The following is a 19,768-nucleotide window of genomic DNA, read 5'->3' on the forward strand; positions in this document are numbered from 1 at the left end:
TGCGCTCACGGGCGGCGCCTCAGTCATACGGATGAACGGCGTCCTACCTGAGGCCAGAATTTTCGCTGGACCAGGAGGGTGAGAGTGCCCGCGATGACCATCCCCGCGAGGTTCACCGCGAGCTGGGCGACCGAGCCCGCCACCTCGCTCCAGTCGCCCAGCGCCGAGGCGACGGCCACGAAGCCGGCCACGGGGACCGTGGTGACCGAGATGAACACGCCGATCAGGGCCGACGACTTGCCCGCCGTGATCGACAGCACTCCCGCCGCGCCCGCCAGCAGGGCGACGATGAACGACCAGCGATCGGGCTTGACGATGAAGTGGAACTCCGCGCTGGTGTCGAGGTCGCCGGGGACGATCCAGCCCAGCCAGTACGAGACGAGCGCGCACGCGTACGTGATCGCCATCGCCACCCCGAACCCGACGACCAGCGTCCGCAGCGCGTTGACGATCAGATGGCCGTTGCGGTGCAGCAGGCCGAAGCAGATGGCCGCGACCGCGCCGAACTCGGGCCCGAGCACCATCGCGCCGACGATGAGGATGAGGGAGTCCTGGAGCACGGCGATGCCGGAGAGCTGGGTGGCGATGGCGAGGAAGGCCAGGTAGGCCCATGTGATGCGGGAATCGGCGTAGACCTTCTGCGACAACTGCTCCCAGATCACCGCGTCGTCCGGCTCGCCCGGCGCCTCGTGGACGGCGTCGCGCGCGGCCTCCGACAGCGACAGCTCGATCTGCTCGGCCGCGATGGAGCCCTCGGTCTCCAGCCATTTCAGCCGGCCGAGCACCTCGTTGGCCGACTCCCTGGCGGCGTCGCAGAGCACGACGTCGCCCTTGGGGTCGCGGCCCGCACCCGGCAGGACGACGATGTTGGTGACGCCGGGGCAGTCCTCCAACACCGCCGTCGCCTCCTCGGTGCGCGCGGCGGGGACGATCAGTCGCAGATGCAGCACGTGACCATTGTCGTCGATCGGACGTTGACGATGTGTTGACGCGGATACGCGAGGCTTTTTCGCATGATCGCGTTCATGTGTCACGACCATGGTGAGGAGTGCTGGTTCGCCGACATCGACGACCAGGAGTGCGCGGGCAGGTTCGGGCGTTACCTGTTCGAGGAGGTCTTCATGTCTGGCGGAGGCGTACCCGCCGTACCGAGTGGTCGGCGCCCTTCTTGAGGACGAGGTCCGCGCGGCCCCTGGTGGGGGCGATGTTCTCGATCAGGTTGCGTTCGTTGATGTCGCGCCAGACGTTGACGGCGAAGGCCGTGGCCTCCTCGTACGACATCTCCGCGATGTGCCGGAAGTACGACTTCGGATCTTCGAAGGCCGTGCGGCGCAGTTTGTGGAAGCGGTCGACGTACCAGGTGCGGATGTCCTCGACCTTGGCGTCGACGTAGATGGAGAAGTCGAAGTAGTCGTTGACCGCGAGGGACGTGGGCGGGGCCGGTTGGAGGACGTTGAGGCCCTCGATGATCAGAATGTCAGGATTTTTCACGGTCTGTTTGGCGCCGGGGACGATGTCGTACTCAAGGTGGCTGTAGACGGGTGCGTGCACCTCGGCCACGCCCGCCTTCACCTCCGCCACGAATCGGACCAGGGCCCGCCGGTCGTAGCTCTCGGGGAAGCCCTTGCGATGCATGATCTTCCTGGATTCGAGCATCGCGTTGGGGTACAGGAAGCTGTCGGTGGTGATCAGCTCCACGCGCGGGTGCTCGGGCCAGCGGGCGAGGAGGGTGTGCAGCAGGCGGGCGGTGGTCGACTTGCCGACCGCGACGCTGCCCGCGATGCCCAGGATGTAGGGGACGCGCTGCCCGGCGTGGCCGAGGAACGCGCTCAGCACGCTGCTGCGCTGCTTGGACCCGGTGAAGTGCAGGTTGAGCAGCCGGGTCAGGGGGAGGTAGATGTCGGTGACCTCGGTGAGGTCGATGGGGTCGTCGAGGCCGCGTAGTTCTTCCAGCTCGTCTGCGGTGAGAGTCAAGGGCGTGTTCTTGCGGAGCTCGCTCCACTGCTCCCTGCTCAGGTCCACGTAGCCGTTGTTCACCTTGGCAGCGTAGCGATGCGGGACAAAGGGGATCATGGGCGGGGGTCGCCCTCGATCCACAGCCTGTGGACGAAGACGTGGGATTACCGCGACTCCGTTCGGGGAAAGGGAACTCGTCTCGCCGAAGCCGTGCTGAAACGGATGGCGGGCGGCTACTGTCCGGACGGGAGGTTATCCGTGGACCGTCGTCGCTTCATCTCCAACATGGTCGCCGGGATCGCCGGGCCCTTCGCCGGGGTCGCGTGCGCGGGAGCCAGGGGCGGGGCCGAGCCCGTGTCCGGCTACGGCCCGCTGCGCCCGGTCAAGGATCTGCGTGACGGCAAGGTGCGGCTGCACCTGCCCGACGGCTTCAAGTACCGCTCGTTCAGCGTGGCCGGCGACAAGTACGACGACGGCTCCACCGTGCCGGGCCGGCACGACGGCATGGCGGCCTTCTCCGGCCCGAAGGGCAGCGCCGTCCTGATCCGCAATCACGAGGTCAACGGGCCCGTGGGCGCGTTCGGCGACAAGGACAAGGCGTACGACCCGATGGCCGGCGGCGGCACCTCCACGCTGCGGGTCACCCGTTACGGCGAGGTGATCACCAGCGCGCCCTCGCTCACCGGCACCATGATGAACTGCTCCGGCGGCCCCATGGCCTGGCGCGCCTGGGTGAGCTGCGAGGAGACGGTCAACGGGCCCGACGTGGGCGACGACTTCTCCGGCGGCGACAACTCCAAGCTGACCCGCAAGCACGGCTACATCTTCGAGGTGCCGATCGGGCGCGCGGCCAGTGCCAGGCCGATCAAGGCCGCCGGTCGCTTCCCGCACGAGTCGGCCGCCTTCGACCCCTCCTCCGGCGCGATCTACCTGACCGAGGACAACTTCGGCTTCCCGTCCGGCTTCTACCGCTACCTCCCGCCGAAGCACCCGATCCTGGCGGGGCGGCTGCTCGACGGCGGGCGGCTGCAGATGCTCGCCGTCAAGGGCGCCGAGCGCAAGGACCTGTCCGAGGGGCAGGAGCCGGGCGCCGCGTACGCGGCCACGTGGGTGGACATCGACGACCCCGACCCCGAGTTCAAGGGCAGGCCGTCCAACGACGTGGCCGTCCAGGCCGTGGGCAAGCAGGGCCGGCGGAAGGGGGCGGCGATCTTCTCCAGGCTGGAGGGGGCGGTGCACCACCAGGGGACGATCTACTTCGTCTCCACCCAGGGCGGGGCCACCGCGCCGGGCGACACCGCGCCCGACGGGTTCGGCCAGGGGCGCGGGCAGGTGTGGGCGTACGAGACGTGGAGCGGTCGGCTCAAGCTCGCCTACGAATCGCCCCGCGCCTCCGTGCTCGACCTGCCCGACAACGTCACCGCCAGCCGGCGCGGCACCCTGGTGCTGTGTGAGGACGGTGACGGCGACAACTACCTGCGCGGCCTCAGCAAGGCGGGGCAGATCTTCGACTTCTGCCGGCTGCAGCCGATCCCCGACGACGCGGGCGCCGAGTTCGCCGGCTCCACGTTCGGCCCCGGCGGTCACACCCTCTACGTCAACGTGCAGGCCAGACAGGGCATGTCCATCGCGATCTGGGGTCCGTGGGAGCGCGGGCCGTTCTGAGTAGGCTGGGACGATGATCCTGGGAATCGGCGTGGACGTCGTCGACATCGCCCGCTTCGAGGCCGCGCTCGACCGTACGCCGCAGCTCAGGGACCGGCTGTTCACCGAGGTCGAGCGGCCGCTGGCGGTGCACTCCCTGGCCGCCAGGTTCGCCGCAAAGGAGGCGGTGGCCAAGGCGCTCGGCGCGCCGAAGGGTCTCGGTCATCTGGAGGCCGAGGTGCACTGTGATGAGCTGGGCAAGCCCGAGTTGCGGGTCTCGGGGAGGGTGGCGGAGGTGGCGTACGAGCTGGGGGTCAAGCGCTGGCACGTCTCCCTCAGCCACGACGCCGGCGTGGCCGTCGCGTACGTGATCGCCGAGGGATGATCCGCGAGGGAGTGCCGTCGCCTGGAGGAGCGGCGGGAGCACAGCGACCGGAGCGGGGGAAGGCGGCGGCATCGGGCGACCGAGCCCGCCGCACGCAGTGCGGCAAATCAGACAGGGGAGTCAGGGCGTGAAGACGGCTTATACCGCCGACCAGATCCGGGGTGCTGAGCGGGCGCTCATGGCGCTGCTGCCCGAGGGGACGCTGATGCAGCGGGCCGCGACCGGGCTCGCCGCCGTCTGTGCCGACCTGCTCGGGCGCGTGTACGGAAGACGAATCGTGCTGCTCGTCGGCAGCGGCGACAACGGCGGCGACGCGCTCTACGCGGGCGAGCGGCTGGCCAGGCGCGGCGCGTGGGTGGGCGCCGTGCTCGCCGGGTCGAAGACGCACGAGGCGGGGCTGCGGGCGCTGCTCGACGCGGGCGGGCGGGTGGTCGAGCCGCCGGAGCTCGACCGGGCCGACCTGATCATCGACGGCCTCGTGGGGATCGGCGCCTCGGGGGCGTTGCGCGAGCCGTACGCGCGCCTGGCCGAGACGGCGAACGCGGCTCCCGGCCCGGTCGTGGCCGTGGACGTGCCCAGCGGGGCCGACGCGAGCACCGGGCAGGTGGCGGGCGCTGCGGTCAGGGCCAGGGTGACCGTGACCATGGGGGCGTACAAGACGGGGCTGCTGGTCGATCCTGGAGCCTCCGTCGCGGGGGACGTCCGGCTGATCGACATCGGGCTGGGCGAGCACCTGCCCGATCCCGACGTCGCCGCGCTGACCGGCGGCGACGTGGACGCCCTCATGCCCAGGCCGGGCGCCGAGTCGGACAAATACCGCAGGGGAGTGCTCGGCGTGGCGGCGGGCGGCGACCAGTTCACCGGCGCCGCCGTGCTGGCCGTCGGCGGCGCGCTGCGGGCCGGAGCCGGCATGGTGCGGTACGCCGGCCGCGAAGGGCCGGTCGCCCAGGTGCGCGCCCACTGGCCGGAGGCCGTGGTGACGCCGCTGGACGAGCCCGTCATCGACCACGTCGGGCGGGTGCAGGCCTGGGTGCTCGGCCCCGGTCTCGGCACCGACGACTGGGCGCACGAGCTGGCGGCCAGGGTGCTCGGCTCCGGCGTGCCCGTGCTGGTCGACGCCGACGCCCTGACGCTGGTGGCGCGGGACCCCGGGCTGCTGCGCAGGGACGCGCCCGTGCTGCTCACGCCGCACGCGGGTGAGCTGGCCAGGCTGATCAGGGCCGAGCGCGACGACATCGAGGCGGCCAGGCTGGAGCACGTCCGCAGGGCGGCGGCGGAGCTGGGCGCGACCGTGCTGCTCAAGGGCTCGACCACGGTGGTGGCCGAGGACGCGCGACCGGTGCGGGTCAACCTCACCGGCACCTCCTGGCTGGCCACCGGCGGCACCGGCGACGTGCTGGCCGGCGTCGCGGGCGCGCTGCTCGCGCAGGGGCTGAGCTGCTACGACGCCGCATCCTGCGGCGCGTACCTGCACGGGCTGGCCGGACGGCTGGCCGCCGACGGCGCGCCCCTCGCGGCGGCCGACGTCGCCACTGCGGTTCCCGCGGCGATCCGGGCCGTGACCAGCGCGACCTCATGAGAGACCGGCCATGAGAACGGCGCCCGAGCACGTGCGCGAGCTGCCACACTAGAAGGATGTACTCTCCGCGCGCCACGCCCGCCGAGGCACGGGTCGACCTGGCCGCCATCGGGCACAACGTGGGTCTGATCAAGGACGCCGCCGGCGGCGCCGAGCTCATGGCCGCGGTCAAGGCCGACTCCTACGGGCACGGCCTGGTGCCGGTCTCCGAGGCCGTGCTGGGCGCCGGGGTGAGCCGGCTCGGCACCGCGTTCGTCAGAGAGGCGCTCGCGCTGCGCGAGGCCGGCGTGACCGCGCCGATCCTGTCCTGGCTGATCACGCCGGACGAGCCGCTCGACGAGGCGCTGACCCACGACGTCGAGCTGTCGGCGTCCGACGTGCGGCTGCTCGGCGAGATCGCCGCCGCCGCCCGCCGCACCGGCCGCACCGCGACGCTGCACCTGGAGGCCGACACCGGCATGAGCAGAGGCGGCTCCCCGCTGGCCGCCTGGCCGGCGCTGCTGGCCAGGGCGCTGGAGCTGCGCGCCGAGGGCGTGATCGAGATCGCCGGGCTCTGGTCCCACTTCGCCTGCGCCGACATCCCCGGGCATCCGTCGATCGCCAGGCAGCTGGAGGCGTTCGAGACGGCGCTGAAGCTGGCCGAGCAGGCCGGTGCCGGCGGCTCCCACGTGATCAGGCACATCGCCAACTCGGCCGCCACGATGACGCTGCCCGAGGCCCGCTACGACATGGTCAGAAGCGGCATCGCGATGTACGGCCTGAGCCCCGTCCCCGAGCTGGGCGACTTCGGCCTCAGGCAGGCGATGACGCTGGTGGCCAGGGTCGGGCTGGCCAAGCGGGTCACCGAGGACTCGGGCGTCTCCTACGGCCACCTCTACACCACCGAGCGCGAGACCACGCTCGGCCTCGTTCCCCTCGGGTACGCCGACGGGATACTCCGGCACGCGACGGGGCGGGCCGAGGTGCTGGCGGGCGGACGCCGCAGGCTGATCGCCGGCCGGGTGTGCATGGACCAGTTCATGATCGACATGGGCGACGACCCGCTGGCGGCGGGTGACGAGGTCGTGCTGTTCGGGCCGGGCGACGAGGGCGAGCCGACCGCTCAGGAGTGGGCGGATTCCCTCGGCACGATCACGCATGAGATCGTGACCAGGATCGGTGCGCGGGTGCCCAGGGTCTATCGAGGGTGACGGCGGGCACATCGCGGCGGCCATGAGCGGAGAAGGATCGGGGACATGACGACGACAACACGGCGCAGGGTGGGCATCGCCGGCGCGCTCGTCGGTGCGGCATCCGCCGGTGTCGCGGCGGCGGCGCTGGCCAAGCGGTACGCGGTCGGCCGCATCAGGCTGCGCCCCGACACCGAGGCGAGCGAGCCGTTCGGCGAGCTGCGCGGCCGGGAGCGCACCCTCGTCACCTCCGACGGCAAGGCGCTGCACATCGTCATCGACGGCCCCGAGGACGCGCCGCTGACGGTCGTGTTCTGCCACGGCTACTGCCTCAACCTCGAATCCTGGCACTACCAGCGCAAGGACCTGCGGGAGAACTACCGGATCGTCCTGTGGGACCAGCGCTCCCACGGGCGCTCCCAGCGGGCCGGCGCCGACGACAGCACGATCGACCGCCTGGGCGAGGACCTGGCCGAGGTGATCGAGCAGTTCGTGCCCGGCCCGTGCGTGCTGGTCGGCCACTCCATGGGCGGCATGACGATCATGGCGCTGGCCGACCGCCGCCCCGACCTGTTCGGCGACAAGATCCGCGCGGTGTCGCTCATCTCGACCTCGGCCGGCAAGCTCGCCGAGCTCACCCTGGGCCTGCCCGCGATGTTGTCCAAGGTCGTGCACAAGGTGGCGCCCACCACCGTGTCGATGCTGGGCAAACGGGGCGCCCTGGCCGACAGGGCCCGCAACGCGGGCAGCGACATCGCGTTCCTGATCACCCGTTTCGTCGGCTTCGGCGACTCCAAGAACGTCAGCCCGACCGTGGTCGACTTCGCCGAGTCGATGATCAGGGCGACCCCGACCGAGGTGGTCGCCGACTTCTACCCCGCGCTGATGAACCACGACAAGCTCTCCGCCCTCGACGTGCTCGACCCGGTGCCCACCGTGATCCTGGTCGGCGACCGCGACTGGCTGACCCCGCCCGACCACAGCAAGGCCATGGCCGCCGCGCTGCCCAAGGCCCAGCTCACCGAGGTGCCCGACACCTCGCACCTGATCCAGCTGGAGCGGCCCGGCGTCGTCAACGACGCGCTGCGCGACCTGCTGAAGCGGGTGGACCTGTGACGCGCCGGGGCACGTCCGAGGAGGAGGCAGGGCTGTGACGCGACTGGCCACGCCCGAGGGGAAGGGGGCAGGGTTGTGACGCGACTGGCGACGCCCGAGGACATGCGCGCGTACGGGGCCCGCCTGGCCGCCCGGCTGCGCCCTGGAGACCTGCTCGTGCTGTCCGGCCCGCTCGGCGCCGGCAAGACCACGCTCGTGCAGGGCATCGCGGAGGGGCTGAAGGTACGCGGCCCGATCACCTCGCCCACGTTCGTGATCGCCAGGGTGCATCCCTCGCTGCGCCAGGGCCCGCCGCTCGTGCACGTGGACGCCTACCGGCTCGGCGGCGACCTGGAGGTCGACGATCTCGACCTGGACGCCTCGCTGGAGGACTCGGTCACCGTCGTCGAGTGGGGCGAGGGGCTGGTCGAAGGGCTGGCCGAGGACCGGCTGGAGATCCACATCGACCGTGAGGCCGGCGACGAGGCCCGGATCGTGACCCTGCGCGGCGTGGGCTCCCGATGGAGTGACGGGTGGAGCGACACGCCGTCTGATCCGCCAGAAGAGTAAAACGACGGTCAAAGCCCGGTATGGCTGGCACCCTTGACGTACCGGGCCGATGATTTAAATCATGATCGTCGGTCAGGGATTCGCCCAGAATTTCTGGGTATCAGGAGGGGCGACATCCACATTTTTGGTGGATGCTGGGTTGTAAGACGGCAAAGTGGGGTGCGGCCGGTGCTCAGGGTCAGGCGTGTCGCGTACGCGGGAGCCATCGTCATGGTCGGTCTGACCGGCTGCTCGGCCTCGGCCGATTCCGATCCAACAGCCACAGCGACGCCTCCGGCCAGCGGCACGGCCACCACCACGGCGACAGCCACCGCCACCGCGACGACGACCGCCACCCCGCGCACGACCACCACCAGGCAGACCATCAACGTCCAGCTCAACCCCGACCGCGTCACCGCCGGCGAGACGTCCAGGGTGTGGATCCTGGCCAACTGCCCGGTCCCGACCGGCGGTCCCGCCCACACCGGCACCGCCACGTCCAAGGCGTTCGTCAACGGCGTCACGCTCAACCCGGTCCCGGCGGCCTCGGCCAGTCCCACCCCGACCGGCACGACCGCAGGCTCCCCGTGGGTGCGCGGCGAGGCGCAGGTCTCGGGAACGATCCGACGCGGCAGCTACCGGGTGGACGTCAAGTGCGACGGCACCAACGACACCGGCAGGGCCACGCTCAGGGTGGCCGCGGCCGAGTCCGAGCCCGAGCCGACCCGGACGGTGCCCACCAGGGCACCACGGGCCGGCGGCGGCGGCACGTACGCCCAGGACGCCTCCGAGGAGTCCTCCATCCCGCTCGGTCCGGCCGGCGCGCTGATCGCCCTGGCCCTGGCCGGAGGCATCGGCTTCGCGGTCAAGCGGCGCAACCGGGCCTGACCCATGGCCCGGACAGGACGGGTGGTGCTCGCGGGCGCCGTCACGGGCCTGGTGCTGGTCGCGTTCGGCAAGAACATGGAGACCGGCACGACCAAGCCCGCCGCCGCGGTCGTGCCCAAGAGCATCGACATCCCCTCGATCGAGGTCGAGGCCGACCTGATGAAGCTCGGCCTGCAGAAGAACGGCGAGGTCGAGCTGCCGCCGTACGAGAAGCCGAAGCTGGCCGGCTGGTACACCGGCAGCGCGGTGCCCGGCGAGAAGGGCCCCTCGGTGATCATCGGCCACGTCGACACGAAGACCGCCCCCGCCGTCTTCTACAAGCTCAGGCAGTTACGCAAGGGCCAGACCGTCAAGGTCGAACGCAGCGACGGCAAGGTCGTGTCGTTCAAGGTGGACTCGATCGAGCAGGTGCACAAGGACAGCTTCCCCACCGAACGGGTCTACCTGGAGGACGGGCTCAAGCTGGTCACCTGCGGCGGCAAGTTCGACTACGCGTCGGGCGAATACGTCGACAACATCATCGTGTACGCCTCCCAGGCCTGAGCGGCCGCGTTCAGGCGTGAAACGGCGTACCGGCCAGGCGTGACCCGCGCGGCGGGTAGGCTAAACAGTCGTGCTGGTCCTGGCCTTTGATACCGCAACCCCCGCCGTCACCGCCGCGCTCCACGACGGGGAGGGCGTGCTCGCCGAGTCGACCACGATCGACGCCCGGCGCCACGGCGAGTTGCTCGTGCCCACCATCGAGTCCGTGCTCAGCGAGGCGGGCGTGCGGCTGCGCGAGGTGAGCGCCGTCGTGGCCGGCAGCGGCCCCGGCCCCTACACCGGGCTCCGGGTCGGGCTGATGACCGCCCAGGGCCTGTCGACCACGCTGGGCGTGCCCGCGTACGGGATCTGCACGCTCGACGCCGTCGCCTACGCCTCAGGGCTCGGCGAGCCCTTCCTCGTGGCCACCGACGCGCGGCGCAAAGAGGTGTTCTGGGCGCGTTACACCGACTGCCGCACCCGCGCCGAGGGCCCCTTCGTCGACCGGCCCGCCGACGTGCCCGTCCAGGGCCTGCCGGTCGTCGGCGCGGGCGCCGGGCTCTACCCCGACCTGCTGGGCGACGGCGGCGACGCGCCGCCCTACCCCTACGCGGGCGCCCTGGCCGCGCTGGCGGCGCTCCGGCTCGGCGAGGGCGTGCCGCTCGACCCCCCGCGACCGATCTACCTGCGCAGGCCCGACGCCGTGGTGCCGGGCGCGCCCAAGAAGGTGACGGCGTGAACCTCAGGCCGATGACCGAGGCCGACCTCCCGGCCGTCATGGCGATCGAGCGCGCCACGTTCCCGCTCGACGCCTGGAGCGAGGGCATGATGCGCGGCGAGCTGGCCGACATGCCGCGCACCCGCCACTACGTGGTGGTCACCGTGGACGACGAGATCGTGGCCTACGCGGGCCTGGCCGCCGCGGCCGACCAGGCCGACGTGCAGACCATCGCCGTGCTGGAGAAGCACCAGGGCACCGGCCTCGGCAGCGCGATGCTGACCGAGCTGCTGGCCGAGGCGACCCGCCGCGGCGCGCGCGAGATCTTCCTGGAAGTACGCGCCGACAATCCCCACGCGCAGGCGGTCTACCGGCATTTCGGGTTCGAGGGGATCGGCACCCGCCGCCGCTACTACGACGACGGCACCGACGCGATCATGATGAGAAGGAAGCTTGGTGACTGACGCACCCCTGGTCCTGGGCATCGAAACGTCCTGCGACGAGACCGGCATCGGCATCGTCAGAGGTCACACGCTGCTGGCCAACACGATCGCCTCCAGCATGGACGAGCACGCCAGGTTCGGCGGCGTGGTGCCCGAGGTCGCCTCGCGCGCCCACCTGGAGGCCATGACGCCCACCGTGGAGGCCGCGCTGGCCGAGGCCGGGCTCACGTTCGCCGACATCGACGCCATCGCCGTGACGGCCGGTCCCGGCCTCGCCGGAGCGCTGCTGGTCGGCGTGGCCGCGGCCAAGTCCTACGCGCTCGGCCTCGGCGTGCCCCTCTACGGCGTCAACCACCTGGCCGCCCACGTCGCGGTCGACCAGCTGGAGCACGGGCCGCTGCCCAAGCCGTGCATCGCCATGCTGGTCTCCGGCGGGCACTCCTCGCTGCTGCTCGTGCCCGACGTAGCCGGCGACGTGATCTCGCTCGGCTCCACCGTGGACGACGCGGCCGGCGAGGCGTTCGACAAGGTCGCTCGGGTGCTGGGGCTGCCCTTCCCCGGCGGCCCGTACATCGACAGGGCCGCGCGCGACGGGTCGGGGGCGGCCATCGCGTTCCCGCGCGGCAAGATCGACGACGGCACGCTCGACTTCTCCTTCTCCGGGCTCAAGACGGCCGTCGCCCGGTGGGTCGAGGCCCGCGAGGCGTCCGGGCAGTCCGTGCACGTGCCCGACGTGGCCGCCTCCTTCCAGGAGGCCGTGGTCGACGTGCTGACCCGCAAGGCGCTGCAGGCGTGCCGGAAATACGACGTGCACGACCTGCTGATCGGGGGCGGGGTGGCGGCCAACTCGCGGCTGCGCGCGCTGGCCCAGGAGCGGTGCGAGGCGGCCGGCGTACGGCTGCGGGTGCCTCGTCCCGGGCTGTGCACCGACAACGGGGCCATGGTCGCCGCGCTCGGCTCCGACCTGGTCGCGGCCGGGGTGACGCCGTCGACGCTGGCGATCCCGGCCGACTCGTCGCTGCCGATCACGACCGTGCACGTCTGACCGGCCGCCCCCGCCCGCGTGGCGAGGGCGGCCTGTCGCTCACTCCTTGGGGCGGGTCGGGCGCAGGAGGGCTTCGGCCAGGGCCAGCATGGTCTCCTCCAGGGCGCCCAGGCGCTTGGTCAGGTCGTCCGTCGCGGGGTTGACGATGCCGGAGACCGTGCCGGCCAGCTCGTCGTGGTCGGGGCGGGACCGTACGAGCTCGGTGAGCGCCTCGGTGGCGGCGGTGAGACGCTCGGCCTGCTCGCCCGAGTGGGTCTGGATCAGCTCGCCGACCTGCTCGGGGATGGCCAGGGTGGCCGGGAGCTGGGTCATGCGCTCGTTGACGGCCTCGATCCGGTCGTCGACCGACTCCAGGTGCGCGCCGGCCTGCTCGGCGCGGGTGGCCAGGCCGTTGAGGTGGGTGTCGAGGCCGTTGAAGCGGGTGTCGAGCCCGCCGAAGTGGCCGTCCACGGCGTCGAACCGGCTGCTCATGTGCTCTTCCGCCTCGCCGAGCCGCTCGTCGATGGCGTCGATCTGGTTGTCCAGCTTGTTGAAGCGGCCCTCGTTGCGGGTGGCGGTCTCGCTGACGTGCTGGTCGGTGGTGGCCATGCGCTCGTCGAGCGAGGCGAAGCGGGCGTCCACGCGTACGTCGAGCGCGTCGAAGCGGTCGTCGTGGCGGCCCAGGTGGCCGTCCAGGGTGCCCAGGCGCTTGTCCACCGCGCCGAGCCGCCCGTCCATGGACAGCAGCCGCTGGTCGACCCCGCCGATCCGGCCGTCGAGGCCGTCGAGCCTGGTGTCGATGTCGGCCAGACCCTCGTCCGCGGACTCCAGCCGGCTGTCGAACCCGGTGAGCCGGGAGTCGAGCCCCTGCAGTCTGCCCTCGGCCCGGTCGAGCCGGGCGTCCACGCCGCTGAGGCGGGCCGTCAGGCGCTGCTCGCTCTCGCCGAGCTGCACGGCGAGGTGCTGGTCGGTCTCGTCGAGCCTGGTGGTCAGGCGCTGCTCGACGCTGGTCAGACGGCCGGTGAGCTGCTCGTCGGCCTCCTTGAGCCGGCTGACGAGGCGCTCGTCGGCCTCCAGGAGCGCGGTGGCCAGGCGCTGGTCGGTCTCGTCGAGCCGGACCGCGAGGCGCTGGTCGGTCTGGTCGAGCCGGGTCGTGAGCCGCTGGTCCGCCTCGTCGAGCCGGGCGGTGACGCGCTGCTCGCTCGCCTCGACCCGGCCGGTCAACTGGTCGGTGGTGCTCTGCAGCTGCTCGGTGACGTTTTCCGACAGGTCGCTCATCGCGACCTCGACCCGGTCGGTACGGGTGGTCAGATCGGACATCGACTTGTCGAGCCGGGTGAAGCGGCTGGCCGCGGCCTCCATGCTGGAGTTGAGCGTGGCCAGCCTGGCGGAGAACTCGGACATGCCCTTGGTGATGCCGTCGGTGCTGTCGAGCACCGTCTGCAGCCGGTTGAGCGCCTCGTCCACGCTCTCGCCCACGGTGCCGAGGTCGGCCCACAGGCTCGGCAACTCGGCGACGGGGGCCACCCGGGCGTCCACGTCGCCGACCTTCGCGTCGACGTCGCCCACCTTGGCGCCCACGGCGTCCACGTGGTCGCGTACGGCCTCGACGTGCTGTGCCAGGCCCTCCGCCCACATCGGCGGCTTGGCGGAGATCTCCTCCAGCCGCCCGCTCACCGACTCCAGCGTGCCGCTGAGCCCGCCCAGCTCGCGCTCGCGCACCTCGCGCAGCAGCCACTCCATGCCTTCGAGCCGCTGGCGGATCTCGTCGAGCACGGCGCCCTGGGTGCGCTGCTCGTAGACGTGGTCCTGGGCGGCCCGCGCGAGCAGGTCGCGCATTCTCTTGGGTACGGCGTCATGCGCGCCCGTCTGAAGCAGGGTGGTGTGGTTGGAATGGTCCACCGAAAGCTCCTTCGCTCGCCGACGGTCTGCCGCGCAGCGGTGGGGTTGGTCCGGTTCAACTGAAAGAGCGAGAACGCGGGTGACCGCATTAAGGGGGGAGAACTCCCGCCCGCCAACCTTAGCCCTTCGATCAAGGTCCGTCAGGGCCGAAGTGAAAGATCGCCGTTAACGCGCGGATGACTGAGATTGGGGGTTCAGGCAGGTGAGAGGGGTTTGCAGAGAAGAACCGATGGTTTGTCGAGAATGCGGGTCAAGATGACGACGGCCGAGTTGTCGCCTTTGAGGCGTAGGTCGGCGCGGAGGCGTTCGATGTCGACGGCTGAGCCCCGTTTTTTGATGGTGACATTGCCGATTTGTCGCTCACGCAGTAGCGCGCGGAGTTTTTTCAGAGAGAACGGAAGAATGTCCTCTATTTCGTATCTGGTGGCCCATGGGGTGTCCACCGGATCGTCCGCGGTGATGTAGGCGATCAGCGGGTCGAGTAGCCTGCCGCCGACCATCTCGGCCACCTCGGCGACGAGGTGGGCGCGGACGGCGGCGCCGTCGGGTTCGTAGACGTACCGGCCGGCCGGGCCCACCGGCGCGGCGGTGGCTTCGCTGCCGTGGGCGGTCAGGGCGTGGCCGCCGGGCAGCAGCGTGGCGCGCCGGCCGCCGCCCTGGCCGGTCCAGATCGTGGCCTCCTTGACCTCGCCCTTGTACGACACCCACTCCGCCTGCGCGCCCTCGGGGATGAACTCGTACGGGATGCCGGGCGCGACCTTGACGCAGGCCAGGCGGGCGCGCGAGATCAGGTCGAGCACCACGGGCCAGGGCGGGGAGTAGGCCATGGGATCGAACGTCCTGCCCCTGCCGGTCCGCCTTGCCGGGTCGGCGAACAGCACGTCGTACTCCTCCGGACTGATCTCCGCCGCGTCGCCCACGCGCACCGTCACCCGGTCGGCCACGCCGAGCGCGCGGGCGTTGGCCGCGGCCACGGCGGCGGTCAGCGGGTCGGTGTCGACGGCGGTCACGGCGCAGCCGGCGCGGGCCAGCGCGAGCAGGTCGCCGCCGATGCCGCAGCAGGCGTCCGCCACCGCGGGCGCGGCCGGCGGTTCGATCATCTTCATGAGTCGGTGTGCGCGGTGCTCGGCGACCTCCGTCCTGGTGGACTGCTCCAGGCCATGGGGGGTGAAATACATCACGGTCGCGTCCCGGCCGAACTTGGCCTTCGCCCGTTCCCTGAGCCCCGCCTGGGTGAGCGCGGCGGAGGTGAGGGCGGCGTCGTACGTCCTGCGCAGCGCGGTCGCGGCGGCGACCGGGTCGGCGCCGGCGAGCTCCCCGGCCCGCGCCAACGCCTCCTGGCCGCGCGGGGTCAGCAACTCGGTGAAGGCGTCGAGGTCCACGTCGTCCGACGTTAGCGCCACGGCGTACCCGGATCGTCCCGCGAGCCGCTGCCCGTCCCGCTGCCCATGCGGCATGGGCAGCAGGACAGCGGACGGATGGCATGGGCGGGATGGGGGTATTCGTCCACGTGGAAGACTTGACGAAGGCCAGGCTTTGACGCCTGATCGCTCAGAGCAGACGCGTTCGTGTTGACTGTCAAGCCCCTCTTGCATATGTTTCGTGTTGGCACTCTCCCCTTGAGAGTGCCAACGTGCGACGAGGCAGGTCTGACACCCGCGACGGCAGGCCCAGCTGGTCGCCTCTTCTGATCATTCAAATCTGAAGGGGAGGTCCGATCGTGACGACCGCCACCAAGGTTCCCGTTAAGCCGCTCGGCGACCGCATTGTGGTTCAGCCGCTTGAGGCCGAGCAGACCACCGCTTCCGGCCTGGTCATCCCTGACACCGCCAAGGAGAAGCCGCAGGAGGGCAAGGTCCTCGCGGTGGGCCCGGGCAACTGGGACGAGGACGGCGACAAGCGGATTCCGCTCGACGTCTCCGAGGGCGACATCGTCCTCTACAGCAAGTACGGCGGCACCGAGGTCAAGTACGGCGGCGAGGAGTACCTCGTGCTCTCCGCCCGCGATGTTCTCGCGATCATCGAGAAGTAGCCGGATGTGTCGAGCCCCGGGCGCTCTTGAGGGCGGCCGGGGCTTTCGACGCTAGGAGAGGACTTTCAGTTATGGCGAAGATCCTGGAGTTCAACGAGGATGCCCGCCGCGCGCTCGAGCGCGGTGTGAACGCCCTCGCGGACGCCGTGAAGGTAACCCTCGGCCCGCGTGGCCGCAACGTCGTCATCGACAAGAAGTTCGGTGCGCCGACGATCACGAACGACGGTGTGACCATCGCTCGTGAGATCGAGCTGGAAGAGCGCTACGAAAACCTCGGCGCCCAGCTCGCCAAGGAAGTGGCCACCAAGACCAACGACATCGCGGGCGACGGCACCACCACCGCGACCGTCCTGGCCCAGGCCATGGTCCGCGAGGGCCTGCGCAACGTGGCCGCCGGCGCCTCGCCGCTGTCGCTCAAGCGCGGCATCGACAAGGCCGCCAAGGAGATCAGCGACAAGCTGCTCGCCAGCGCCCGTGAGGTCGGTGACAAGAAGGAGATCGCCAACGTCGCGACGATCTCCGCCCAGGACGCCAAGATCGGCGAGCTGATCGCCGAGGCGTTCGACAAGGTGGGCAAGGACGGTGTCCTCACCGTCGAAGAGTCCAACGCCATGGGCATGGAGCTCGAGTTCACCGAGGGCATGCAGTTCGACAAGGGCTACCTGTCGGCCTACATGGTGACCGACCCCGAGCGGATGGAAGCCGTCCTCGAGGACGCCTACATCCTGCTCACCCAGGGCAAGATCGCCTCCATCGCGGACTTCCTGCCGCTGCTGGAGCAGATCGCCCAGACCAAGAAGCCGCTGCTCGTGGTCGCCGAGGACGTCGAGGGCGAGGCCCTGGCCGTCCTGGTCACCAACAAGATCCGCGGCACCTTCACCTCCGTGGCCGTCAAGGCCCCGGGCTTCGGTGACCGCCGCAAGGCGATGCTGCAGGACATGGCCATCCTCACCGGCGGCCAGGTCGTCAGCGAGGAGGTCGGCCTCAAGCTGGAGCACGTCGGTCTCGAGGTGCTCGGCACGGCCCGCCGCGTCGTCGTCACCAAGGACGCCACGACCATCGTCGACGGCGCCGGCGACGCGCAGGCCATCGAGGACCGCGTCAAGGAGATCAAGATTGCCATCGAGCAGTCCGACTCCGACTGGGACCGCGAGAAGCTGCAGGAGCGCCTGGCCAAGCTCGCCGGCGGTGTGTGCGTGCTGCGTGTCGGCGCCGCCACCGAGGTGGAGCTGAAGGAGAAGAAGCACCGCCTCGAGGACGCGATCTCCGCGACGCGCGCCGCGATCGAGGAGGGCATCGTCTCCGGCGGTGGCTCCGCGCTCATCCACGTCTCCAAGGACCTCGACGACCTCGGCCTGACGGGCGACGAGGCCACCGGTGTCGGCGTCGTGCGCCGCGCCCTGGTGGAGCCCGCCCGCTGGATCGCCGAGAACGCCGGTCTCGAGGGTTACGTGGTGACGCACAAGGTGGCCGAGCTGAAGGCCGGCGAGGGCTTCAACGCCGCCACCGGCGAATACGGCAACCTGCTCGACCAGGGCGTCATCGACCCGGTCAAGGTCACGCGTTCGGCCGTGCAGAACGCGGCGTCGATCGCGGGCATGCTGCTCACCACCGAGGCGCTCGTGGTGGACAAGCCCGAGGAGGAGGCCCCGGCCGCCGGCCAGGGCCACGGTCACGGCCACGGCCACTGACCCCACGCCCGACCCGTTTCACGGCCCGTCCCCACCGGGGGTGCGGGCCGTGACGCGTTTTTGGAGTGTGGGGGCCGTGCGGGCCGGGAGGCGTCAGCGAAGTGCTGGGTGCGTGCGGGCTGTGGTGCGTTTCTGGAGCGCCGGGCGACATGCGGGCGTGAGGCGTTCCTCGACATCTCGGTGGCGTGTGAGCAGGTCGTACGCTGGGCGCTGACTCGACGTGGGGAGGGTGGCGCGGATGCAGTATCGGCGGGCTGTGGAGCGGTTGCGGATGCTCGCGGAGGCCTGCGAGCAGACCCGGCGCGTGCCGGCGGACGAGCCGTTCCTGCGGGAGGCGTACGTCTTCGGTGACCTGCTGGAGGGGACCGACCCGATCGAGGCGATCGAGGTCGTCTTCGTGCTGAATCTGCCGTCCGAGGACGTGTCGTGGGGCTCCCACCCACCCGGCACCGCCTGGCTGGTGGACTTCCTGCACCTGGACAAGGGCGGGATCGCGTACTGGTGGCGCTCCCACCGGGATCCGGTGGCCAACCATCGCATTCACGAGCCCGTCCGGTTCTGGTCGCTGGCCGGGATCGAGACCGAGGTGCTGGAGGCGCTGGCTGAGCGCCGGTTCTCGTCGGCCCGCCGGCAGACGACCGCCCCCCGCAGGCCGCCGGCCGAGGTGGAAGCCGAGCTGAAGACGACCCTGGACCACCTGAGATCGGTCCACGCGGCGTACTGGGACCGGCGATGGCGCCGCGCACACCGGGGACTGAGCCGCTACCCGGAGCACCACCTGTGGGAGGCGGTGCGAGGCTACCTCGAACTCCTCGACGAGCGTGACAAGCGCGCCGGGCCCGACGAAGGCTGAGAACGTCACCAGGACGTCACCACACCGCGAGCGGCCCGGTCGCAACCCGAGTGAGCGTGGTGCGGGCGATGACCGAGCGGCGGCCTGCCACAGCAGCAGCCCAGTCCGACAGCCCAACCAAGCCCGGCCGTCCGGCCCAGCCCGGCCCGGTCAGGCAGCGCAGCCCGGGCCCAGCCCATCTGCTCAGCTCAGTCCGGCCGGTCAGCCCGGCAGTCCATGCACCCCCGACTGGGTGCCCCAAACCTCGGGGCGCGAGGCCGTACCTTCGCGGTTCTGGAGTCGGAGGCGTGAGCCGTAGCGGGTGGGGCTGGATTGGGGGCCGGGTGTCGTGGGGGGTGGGAAGGGTCCGATGTTTGCCGGCGTGGGTGGGTCGGGGGGCTGGGTTCGCAAGGGGGAGTTTCGGGGGGTGGAGGGCTGGGTTGGGGGTAATTGGGGGAAAAGGTGGAAAGTTGGAGTAAACCGAGCATGGGCGATAAGCGTCTGTGGCGTGACAAATGTCGTGCATTCCGGGTTATCAGGTGAAATATTATGTCAGCATTAAGGCTTAGTGTGGTCGTGCGATTACTGACAGTTATCGTCGCTTCAATGTGACCAATCCGTAGCCGTTCGCTATGACGACAGGCAGGATCAGTGCGGGCATCATGCCTATCGTGAGCGAGGGAAGCGTCGCCGACGCCAAAATTGGGGTAAGGCTCGCGTCGAGACTTCCGGCACGGACGGATGACTCCGACCTTAGGGAACTGACGAGCCTCGCCGTGCAGGGGGATCGCAGTGCGATCGAATCTCTGCTCGGTGAGTTGCGTCCGATGGTGGTGCGCTATTGCCGCGCCAGGCTGGGCAGGGTTTCAGGGCAATATCACATTGCCGATGACGTAGCCCAGGAGGTGTGCATCGCGGTGTTGTCCGCGCTGCCGCGATACCGCGACATGGGGCGGCCTTTCGCGTCGTTCGTGTTCGGGATCGCCTCGCACAAGGTGGCCGACGCGCTACGGAGCTCGGTGCGCTCCGCGGTGCCGACCCAGGATCTGCCCGACGGGCCCGACGACGGGCCGGGGCCTGAGGAGACGGTGGTCCGCTACATCGAGGTGGAGCACGCCCGGCGGTTACTGGCCAGGCTTCCCGACAATCAGCGCGAGTTGCTGCTGCTGCGGGTGGTGTCGGGGTTGTCGGCCGAGGAGACCGGTAATGTACTCGGTATGTCACCGGGTGCGGTCCGCGTCGCCCAGCATCGGGCGCTGGCCAGGTTGAGGCAGATGGCCGAGCTGGAGTCGGCTTGACGCCTGAGGACGAGACCGACGCGCTGCTCGACGCGCTCGGT

General features: G+C 70.7%; 19 protein-coding genes. 15 read left to right on the forward strand and 4 right to left on the reverse strand.

The window, feature by feature from the left end; genetic code table 11:
* Positions 1 to 23: 23 nt before the first annotated feature.
* Together B0I32_RS07195 and coaA are read right to left on the reverse strand one after the other, a co-directional pair.
* Positions 24 to 950: a DUF389 domain-containing protein gene (locus B0I32_RS07195; protein WP_106236134.1), complete on the reverse strand. Its 927-nt coding sequence runs from the start codon at positions 948 to 950 to the stop codon at positions 24 to 26.
* A gap of 169 nt (positions 951 to 1,119) precedes the next feature.
* Positions 1,120 to 2,022: a type I pantothenate kinase gene (gene coaA / locus B0I32_RS07200; protein ID WP_219911710.1), complete on the reverse strand. Its 903-nt coding sequence runs from the start codon at positions 2,020 to 2,022 to the stop codon at positions 1,120 to 1,122.
* 192 nt (positions 2,023 to 2,214) lie between these two features.
* Between coaA and B0I32_RS07205 the strand changes: the two genes are divergently transcribed.
* From B0I32_RS07205 to tsaD, 11 genes are all read left to right on the forward strand, one after another.
* The gene (locus B0I32_RS07205; protein WP_106236137.1) at positions 2,215 to 3,621 is read left to right on the forward strand and encodes an alkaline phosphatase PhoX; all 1,407 of its coding nucleotides are present in this window, start codon (positions 2,215 to 2,217) and stop codon (positions 3,619 to 3,621) included.
* A 13-nt stretch (positions 3,622 to 3,634) separates the two neighbouring features.
* Positions 3,635 to 3,985 carry a holo-ACP synthase gene (locus tag B0I32_RS07210; RefSeq protein ID WP_106236138.1) on the forward strand — a complete coding sequence of 117 codons (351 nt, stop codon included), beginning with the start codon at positions 3,635 to 3,637 and terminating at the stop codon, positions 3,983 to 3,985.
* Positions 3,986 to 4,112: 127 nt separating this feature from the next.
* Complete coding sequence (locus tag B0I32_RS07215) at positions 4,113 to 5,564, forward strand: NAD(P)H-hydrate dehydratase (protein ID WP_106236139.1); 1,452 nt, start codon at positions 4,113 to 4,115, stop codon at positions 5,562 to 5,564.
* Between the two features lie 56 nt (positions 5,565 to 5,620).
* Entirely contained in the window at positions 5,621 to 6,754 is a 1,134-nt protein-coding gene (gene alr, locus B0I32_RS07220) for an alanine racemase (RefSeq protein WP_106236140.1), read from the forward strand.
* Positions 6,755 to 6,799: 45 nt separating this feature from the next.
* Positions 6,800 to 7,849, forward strand: coding sequence for an alpha/beta fold hydrolase (locus B0I32_RS07225; RefSeq protein WP_106236142.1), 1,050 nt, complete (start codon positions 6,800 to 6,802; stop codon positions 7,847 to 7,849).
* Between the two features lie 75 nt (positions 7,850 to 7,924).
* Positions 7,925 to 8,398 (forward strand): tRNA (adenosine(37)-N6)-threonylcarbamoyltransferase complex ATPase subunit type 1 TsaE, encoded by a 474-nt coding sequence (gene tsaE / locus B0I32_RS07230; RefSeq protein ID WP_281262579.1) that lies wholly within the window; start codon positions 7,925 to 7,927, stop codon positions 8,396 to 8,398.
* Between the two features lie 168 nt (positions 8,399 to 8,566).
* The gene (locus B0I32_RS57500; protein WP_181307126.1) at positions 8,567 to 9,265 is read left to right on the forward strand and encodes a hypothetical protein; all 699 of its coding nucleotides are present in this window, start codon (positions 8,567 to 8,569) and stop codon (positions 9,263 to 9,265) included.
* A gap of 3 nt (positions 9,266 to 9,268) precedes the next feature.
* Positions 9,269 to 9,808, forward strand: coding sequence for a class F sortase (locus tag B0I32_RS07245; RefSeq protein ID WP_181307128.1), 540 nt, complete (start codon positions 9,269 to 9,271; stop codon positions 9,806 to 9,808).
* Positions 9,809 to 9,878: 70 nt separating this feature from the next.
* A complete protein-coding gene (tsaB, locus tag B0I32_RS07250; protein WP_106236148.1) occupies positions 9,879 to 10,526 on the forward strand; it encodes a tRNA (adenosine(37)-N6)-threonylcarbamoyltransferase complex dimerization subunit type 1 TsaB in 648 nt (215 codons plus the stop codon).
* Between the two features lie 11 nt (positions 10,527 to 10,537).
* A complete protein-coding gene (gene rimI, locus B0I32_RS07255) occupies positions 10,538 to 10,969 on the forward strand; it encodes a ribosomal protein S18-alanine N-acetyltransferase (RefSeq protein ID WP_106237009.1) in 432 nt (143 codons plus the stop codon).
* Complete coding sequence (tsaD, locus tag B0I32_RS07260) at positions 10,962 to 11,993, forward strand: tRNA (adenosine(37)-N6)-threonylcarbamoyltransferase complex transferase subunit TsaD (protein ID WP_106236149.1); 1,032 nt, start codon at positions 10,962 to 10,964, stop codon at positions 11,991 to 11,993. The genes rimI and tsaD overlap by 8 nt, the downstream gene beginning before the upstream one ends.
* 39 nt (positions 11,994 to 12,032) lie before the next feature.
* Here the strand turns inward: tsaD and B0I32_RS07265 are convergent, their stop codons facing one another.
* Both B0I32_RS07265 and B0I32_RS07270 read right to left on the reverse strand, forming a co-directional pair.
* On the reverse strand, positions 12,033 to 13,874 hold the full coding sequence (locus tag B0I32_RS07265) for a hypothetical protein (RefSeq protein ID WP_106236151.1): 1,842 nt from the start codon (positions 13,872 to 13,874) through the stop codon (positions 12,033 to 12,035).
* 194 nt (positions 13,875 to 14,068) lie between these two features.
* On the reverse strand, positions 14,069 to 15,256 hold the full coding sequence (locus B0I32_RS07270; protein ID WP_181307222.1) for a class I SAM-dependent methyltransferase: 1,188 nt from the start codon (positions 15,254 to 15,256) through the stop codon (positions 14,069 to 14,071).
* Between the two features lie 338 nt (positions 15,257 to 15,594).
* Here B0I32_RS07270 and groES point away from each other — a divergent pair, with 338 nt between their 5' ends.
* From groES to B0I32_RS07290, 4 genes are all read left to right on the forward strand, one after another.
* Positions 15,595 to 15,906 carry a co-chaperone GroES gene (gene groES / locus B0I32_RS07275; RefSeq protein WP_043623565.1) on the forward strand — a complete coding sequence of 104 codons (312 nt, stop codon included), beginning with the start codon at positions 15,595 to 15,597 and terminating at the stop codon, positions 15,904 to 15,906.
* 71 nt (positions 15,907 to 15,977) lie between these two features.
* On the forward strand, positions 15,978 to 17,597 hold the full coding sequence (gene groL, locus B0I32_RS07280; protein ID WP_106236154.1) for a chaperonin GroEL: 1,620 nt from the start codon (positions 15,978 to 15,980) through the stop codon (positions 17,595 to 17,597).
* A 238-nt stretch (positions 17,598 to 17,835) separates the two neighbouring features.
* Positions 17,836 to 18,450 carry a DUF7711 family protein gene (locus B0I32_RS07285; protein WP_146178074.1) on the forward strand — a complete coding sequence of 205 codons (615 nt, stop codon included), beginning with the start codon at positions 17,836 to 17,838 and terminating at the stop codon, positions 18,448 to 18,450.
* Positions 18,451 to 19,091: 641 nt separating this feature from the next.
* Positions 19,092 to 19,727, forward strand: coding sequence for a sigma-70 family RNA polymerase sigma factor (locus B0I32_RS07290; protein WP_090930520.1), 636 nt, complete (start codon positions 19,092 to 19,094; stop codon positions 19,725 to 19,727).
* Positions 19,728 to 19,768 lie beyond the last annotated feature (41 nt).

It is taken from the genome of Nonomuraea fuscirosea (genome assembly GCF_003001935.1).
GTDB lineage: Bacteria > Actinomycetota > Actinomycetes > Streptosporangiales > Streptosporangiaceae > Nonomuraea > Nonomuraea fuscirosea.